The organism is Aeromonas sp. HMWF014, assembly GCF_963878295.1.
Taxonomy (GTDB): domain Bacteria; phylum Pseudomonadota; class Gammaproteobacteria; order Enterobacterales; family Aeromonadaceae; genus Aeromonas; species Aeromonas popoffii.
Genome location: NZ_CAWNYS010000520.1, coordinates 1 through 6,336 on the forward strand (window position 1 = coordinate 1; position 6,336 = coordinate 6,336).

5 protein-coding genes and 2 pseudogenes are annotated in these 6,336 nt (G+C 50.4%); 3 read left to right on the forward strand and 4 right to left on the reverse strand.

The genetic code is table 11. The features are described from left to right. Positions 1-307: pseudogene (locus AAC083_RS20475) on the forward strand (hypothetical protein); the annotation flags it as partial. Positions 308-612: 305 nt separating this feature from the next. On the opposite strand, the gene pagP reads toward AAC083_RS20475, so the two are convergent. The 4 genes and pseudogenes from pagP to AAC083_RS20495 form a co-directional block, all read right to left on the reverse strand. After that, entirely contained in the window at positions 613-1,182 is a 570-nt protein-coding gene (pagP, locus tag AAC083_RS20480; protein ID WP_108537585.1) for a lipid IV(A) palmitoyltransferase PagP, read from the reverse strand. A gap of 97 nt (positions 1,183-1,279) precedes the next feature. Beyond that, a pseudogene (locus AAC083_RS20485) lies at positions 1,280-1,905 on the reverse strand (IS1 family transposase). Positions 1,906-2,001: 96 nt separating this feature from the next. Next, positions 2,002-3,831 (reverse strand): ATP-binding protein, encoded by a 1,830-nt coding sequence (locus AAC083_RS20490; RefSeq protein ID WP_108537586.1) that lies wholly within the window; start codon positions 3,829-3,831, stop codon positions 2,002-2,004. Positions 3,832-3,839: 8 nt separating this feature from the next. After that, positions 3,840-4,331, reverse strand: a complete 492-nt coding sequence (locus AAC083_RS20495; RefSeq protein WP_042034131.1) for a molybdopterin-dependent oxidoreductase — start codon at positions 4,329-4,331, stop codon at positions 3,840-3,842. A 331-nt stretch (positions 4,332-4,662) separates the two neighbouring features. On the opposite strand from AAC083_RS20495, the gene AAC083_RS20500 reads away from it, so the two are divergent. Beyond that, positions 4,663-5,013: an STAS domain-containing protein gene (locus AAC083_RS20500; RefSeq protein ID WP_052449301.1), complete on the forward strand. Its 351-nt coding sequence runs from the start codon at positions 4,663-4,665 to the stop codon at positions 5,011-5,013. Between the two features lie 430 nt (positions 5,014-5,443). Further along, positions 5,444-6,336, forward strand: an 893-nt coding sequence (locus tag AAC083_RS20505; protein WP_181364838.1) for a polysaccharide biosynthesis/export family protein, incomplete at its 3' end; no start/stop codon positions are given.

Genomic DNA, 6,336 nt, shown 5'->3' on the forward strand with positions numbered 1-6,336 from the left:
CTCTTCGGCGGGATCATTGCCGCCGGTGGCCCATACCGGATGGGTGGCGCTGAGCAACCAGCCCGAACAGAGTGATGACACAAGTATCAGACAGCGTCTCGATCAGGATCCCGGCACCGATGTTTTGCCACCACTATTGCTGCCGTTTGCCAGTAAAGGCGAATCTGACGGCCTGCCCTATGCCTTCGCTGATTACCTGATGCTGGTCTCCTGGACCGGTCGTGCTATTCGGGCTGACAAGCGGGGTCATATTCCAACTCGACTGATCCCAATCCTGATGCAGTTGGGCCTTGATGGCCCCTACTGATTGAAACAGGTGGCGCTGTTGAGGTGACAGGGGCATTGTCAGCTGTTCGCCCGCCACTGTGGTCAGCAACGATGTCATCAGCCACCGGCTAATCCGTTAGATCCTTCTTGCTACCCTCTTTTGGCATATGTTCCGGTGTCAGGCATTACCACGTTTGAACGCGCGGTTTGTCAGGTAAAAGACGCTCGCTTGTCTGATGTTGACCTTTTTCCTAGAGTCAGTATTTTTGGTAGGGGAAATAGCCAGCCTAGCAGTGGCTGGCTCAGAAAGGTGGGTGTCCTAAATTGTTTCGTTACACAGCCAAGTTAAAAAGTGTAGCGTAACCAAGCAAAGAGGACGTTTCCATTATTCTTTGTCCCCGGGATATAGGTAAATTGCGTGCTTATTTGCTTATAACTCGCAGAAAAAAGTGGTAACACAAGCGGCAGAGGGATGTAATTACCCATATCTTTACGTGCAGTAACCCCTGCCGTAAACCCTAAACCTAGACGAACATCTTCATCGTCATCCATATACCATCCTTTTTCCCACCCATAGCCGACAACCGGTTGCCAGTGGTTATGGGAGTCTTTAAACATCATGGAATACAGTGCATGCCAGTTACCCTGTTCGTCATAGCGTGATATGCCGATGCCGCCCCCCCATGGCATTTCATTGTAATGATCTGTCTCATCGTATAGCAGGCGGTTATGCCAACTAAGAAAAGGCAAATACAGTTCGTAATGTTGTGGCTCTTCCTTCGTTTTTACTACGTTGTTGGTAAAGGTATCCCACCAATGAAGGTTATTTTCAGTATCATTAGTGGGTGACGCCGCATGGAGGGTAGTCGTCGAGAAAAGTAACACCGACCCTAAGCCGACAAGATAACTTCGCATATGAAACCTGTCTAATAAAAGGGAAGTATCGACGTATCATAGGACAAGTTTTTCCGCTGTCAAGGCTGGGTGTCATTTCATGTCGTAATGCCTCTAATCAGTTGAAGTGGTGGACGTTCTCATGGATTTCAAAAGAGTGGGAAAAAGATGGTTTACGGGCCTGTCGCTTGATGCGCGTTCTGGGCGTCAGGTTGTGACGCTCGATACGCTGCGTGAATATTTTCACGGTCAGATGTCTCTCGCGTGGGACGGCTCTGGCGTTGCTTCCCCAGTTATCACTGGTGATAAAGCCAAGTTGGAAGGGAGCCAACAGGCTCAACAATCGACGGCATGTGTCATCGCTGCGCTGGCCAGGGTGTGGGCAACAACACATGTTCTTTGGGTATCAAAGGTATAAAAAATTCAATGTCGATGTTTTTTGTTGCCATTATAGGCCTATTACTCATCCAGTTCACCAATAAGCGACACGTCATCCAACACAACCTTTTCGGTAGTTACGTGCCTTGGTGTGAATTTTTAAGGTGCGCAGGACGATGTTAATACCAATGTTGAGGACGCGAGCGGTGTCACGGGCACCTGAGCCGTTGAACACCATCTCGACAATCTTCGCTTTAACGCCGGGTTTACGCGCGTCATATAAGTGAGCTGAAAAACGTGGGGACAGGCAAGGGTCTTACCGTGGCGATATACGCGGTCGGAGTGGCAACGAGGGCAGTGAACCATGCCATAAATAACTGAGTCTCAAAATCATCACCATGCCTTATCAACAGAACGGAGGTATGACCGGATGTTTAACATTACCCCGATATGGAGATATTATCACTGCAATGATGATATATGCATTAGATTTTGAGTTGACATTTTCTTTCTAAATATATTTTTATTTATTTCGCTGATAAGTACGTCTTTATTTACCGGTTTGGTAATGTAACCATTCATACCATGTGACATATAGTATTGTTTGGATTCTGGCATGGCATCAGCAGTTAACGCAATAATGGGAATGTTAGCCCAAGGTTTTGAGGATTGTCGTATCTGGGTGGTAGCCGCCAAGCCATCCATGATAGGCATCTGGACATCCATCAATACCAGATCAAACGTAGCTTGTGTCAATTTTGTTAATGCTTCTTCTCCTTGTATCGCCAGTGTGACCTGATGGCCGACAGAATCGAGCATGGCACCTATTACTTTGCGATTAGTGGCATTGTCATCCACTAGCAAAATACGATAGCTCTCCTGATTAACTGACTTGGAGGGTAAGCAGACAATGGAAGGTATGGTCGCTTGGGCAGGCCAGATATAGGTGAAGGTACTCCCAAATCCATCTTGACTCTCGACCGAGATATCGCCTCCCATTAAACGCGCGAGATTGCGGGATATTTCCAGGCCAAGGCCGGAACCACCATATTGACGGGTAATGGAAACATCGGCTTGGGAGAAGCGTTGAAATAGGTTTTTTATCTGATCCTTGCTCAAGCCAATACCTGTGTCCTGGATTGAAATCCTGATCGAATGGCAGTCTTTATCCAGTGGCCGACTATCTATGTTGATATTGACCTCACCCTGATGGGTAAATTTGATGGCGTTGCTCAGGAGATTGAACAGTATCTGACGTACCCTCAGGGGATCCATCATCAGCCATTCTGGTGTATCAGGGGCCAACGTCAGGTTTAGTTTGATCCCCTTTTCGTCGCAGCTACTCTGCATCAGCACTCGGATATCTTCCAAAAGATGAGGTAAATGATGGGGTGCGAGGAGCAGCTCGATCCGGCCCTCTTCCAACTTGGAAATATCCAGGATGTCATTGAGTAGTCCCAGCAGGTGGTTGGCCGACTCCCGAGCAGTCTCCAGATAGTCCCGTTCCTTGGGGGCCATCTCTCTATCTGCCAGCAGTGACAACATGCCAAGGATGCCGTTCATGGGGGTGCGTATTTCGTGACTCATATTGGCCAGAAAACTACTTTTGGCACGCTGACCGGCTTCTGCTTCACGGTTGGCCTGGAGTAGCTTCTCGTTGAGTTGCTGCATCAGTTTGTGGTGCAGATAGGATGTGTTCATTTGGCGCCATATGAGCAGGGCCAGCACAAACAGCAAGGCAAACTGCAAGGTAGCGATCAGTGTGGTTGTGATGATCTGTTCTCGTACTCCATCGCGCCGGATGACGTCGAATAAGGTCGCCTGCTGGTTGACCTCCAGTGTCAGTTGATGAAGCAGTGGGAGCAGTTGTTCCAGTTCTTGGTTTAACTGTTGATGCGCTGTCTGGTCCAGTTGTGTGACCTTATCTGGTCCAAGCCAGATATCGGCCAGAGCAATGTAACTGAGGATCGCCTTGCTTGCCTGTTGGTATATCTGGGTCTCTTGCAACAGGCTGCGATCCTTACTCTCCAGAATCAGGTCCATGCGACTAACCATGATGTCGTACCTGAGCTGAAACTTAGCCTGTGAGTCATGCTGCAGGGAGTTTTGAAAGCGCAACGCCTCGTTGTAGAGCTGAAAATAGTTCCACATGACGTTGTCTTCACCTTGGGTGGTACTGCGATGAAGGTCCTGGAATTGCCGATACTGGATGGTGCCAATACCGGCAAAGGCCAGCAACAGGACGCAGAGCACCACGAACAGTGATCGCTGACTCGCAGCTATGGATCGCATGATATACCTCACTCCACCTTGATCTGGCTGATCTGCCAGATGGCCCGACCGTAGTAGAGCTTGTTGCGAAGCTCAGGATATTGATCAAAGGGATAGATGAGGAATAGTGGCCCTTTGTCGCGTACCGAGAGGGGTTTGCCATTGATGCTACGGGCCAGGATCACTTGGTATTGGCTGGCATCGCTGGCGGGTATCTGGACGGAATAGTCATTGAGGGCGGTGATGGTTAGCTGCTTGCCATTGGCGCCGACCTTGGCCAGTAGGTCACTGAGTCGCGGACCCCGGAAGGTTTTCTCCTCGTCGTACCAAGGGGTGTGGGTCTTGATTTCGTATTCGGGCAGTTGATCCAGCATTGCACTATCCCACAAGGCCAATTGCTGGTAGTTGGGCTGAGTGATGCTCCCTTCTACTCTGAGCAGGGCATTGTCGGGGGAGGGGGTGGCCTGCACGACTCCGCAGAGGGTGGCCAGAAGCGGTGCGACATACAAGGTGAATTTCATATCTTCCTCCATCAATCCGTTCGAAGCTGATACTGGCAATGGTGAGCATCGGCAAGGGAGAGTAAGCAATATACGGGCCGATCTGTGAGAAACGCCGGTTTGCGGCCTGACCGGGCAGGGAGGTAGGAGATTGGTTCCAGTTTCATTGCACTTTGCAACAAAAGGCGGATTCATGTTGCAAATTAGTAACTAAAATAGGGTTTGATGTCTCAAGTGGGGCTTTTGTGGGCGATAGATTAGGAGCTTATGGGGCTTATTGATCCGGCACAGCCTTTGCATTGCTTCAACTGTCGTGAAAGTGAGCTGTCTAGGTATAAACAAGGAGCTGAACATGGAAAGTATGACTTACACCCTCAATGACACCCAAGTCATCGCACTGGAGAATGAATTCGATGCGATGGCAGTCAGCGAATTACGGCCTTTGTTCGAGCGGTTATCAGAGTACTCTGGTGATGTACTAGCCGATCTTCGTGACGTTCATTTTATTGATTCATCGGGTATTGGGGCCCTGGTCTTCCTGTATAAAAGATTGCTTATGAAAGGTCATCGTCTGGAGCTTATTTGTGGCCCAGGTCAACCCCATGACCTATTGGAAATGTTACATATAGACAGAGTCATCCCGTGCCATGAGAGTATCAAAGTTTATATGCTCTCTTGCGGCATGATGGCGGCAACATCATGAAAAGGTGGTGTGCCTTGTGGATATGCTTGCTGATATCCGGCTGCGCCCAGTGGCCGCCTGAAGGTTATGGGGGGCTTGCCGAGGTAAGGCCTACCCTATTGCCACGGAACGAGGATGAACGGCGGATCTGGTTACGTTATGATAAGCGTCAAAAGGAGCTAGATAAGCAGCTAGCCACATTGAAGCAAGCCAATCTGCGTGAGTGCATGCCCGCAGGGTTGAAACAGTTGCAATCTCAACGTGTTGACATCGTGCGGGATATGCATGGTCGACTCTGGTCAGAGGTTGCCTGGCGTCAGACGATGCTGGCACAATCGTTACAACAGGTACGTTTGCATCTTGAAGAGAGAGTCAGCGAAGGCTGTAGCACAGATTGGTCGGGGCTTCCCTTGCGTCAGTGGAGGCACACGTAACAAGCAAAAGGATGTTTATGAATCGGGGCGCTATCAAAGGATTGATTTGTTTTGTTTTCTTGTTGTTTGCCTGTCCGCTGCTGGCGACCACCTTGTTGGCTCCCGGGGATAGACTGGCGATAGTGCAGCCAGGGGAGGCCGCTTTTGACCAGCCTTTCCAGATAAACAAGCAAGGGGAAGTGAAACTCCCTGAGGTGGGTGTTGTGGTGGTGGGGGGGAAAACGCTCCAGCAGGCGGATGAGATTATCCGTACTGCCCTCAAGCCCATCTACAATAACCTCTCCCAATTAACAGTCACGCTATTGGAAAAGCGCCTGCTCATTAGTGTTATGGGGTATGTCAAAAAGCCAGGCAGCTATGATCTGGCACCCGATGGCAATGTACAGATGGCGCTCGATGCGGCTGGTGGTTTGGTGCCGGGTGCCCAGCTCAACAACATGCAGGTACGTCGTGGCGATACCGTCTCCAACTTCGACTACAAGCACTATCTCGATACCGGCGATGCCAGCTTGCTGCCCCCGCTGCAATCCCTCGATGTGGTGTTCGTGCCAGCCTCTCCTCTCATCGGCAACGTCCAGATTGATTTTGATGCTGCAACCCTGGCGGCAGGGGGGGATGGTGACACCGGCAAGGCTATCAAGGTCTTTGGCGAGGTGAACAGCCCGGGTGCGTTCAGCTTTAAAAGTGGCAACTCTATCGTCGATCTGTTGATGCGGGCCGGAGGGGTGACTCGTTTTGCAGGGGTGGAGCGGATCCGGGTGATCAATGGCGATGCCCCCGAGTTGTTCGATCTCAAAGCCTACCTGGACTCGGGGAACAATAAGTTGCTGCCCACTCTGGCCCCCGGGGCCACCATCTTCATCCCCAAGGATGAAGAGCAAATCAAGCGGGGGGCTCGCACCATCTACAT

What these genes read in the sequence shown, in the direction of transcription:
- AAC083_RS20490 (WP_108537586.1), bottom strand. Translation starts at nt 3,831, where the DNA reads ATGCGATCCATAGCTGCGAGTCAGCGATCACTGTTCGTGGTGCTCTGC.
- pagP (WP_108537585.1), bottom strand. Translation starts at nt 1,182, where the DNA reads ATGCGAAGTTATCTTGTCGGCTTAGGGTCGGTGTTACTTTTCTCGACG.
- AAC083_RS20500 (WP_052449301.1), top strand. Translation starts at nt 4,663, where the DNA reads ATGGAAAGTATGACTTACACCCTCAATGACACCCAAGTCATCGCACTG.
- AAC083_RS20495 (WP_042034131.1), bottom strand. Translation starts at nt 4,331, where the DNA reads ATGAAATTCACCTTGTATGTCGCACCGCTTCTGGCCACCCTCTGCGGA.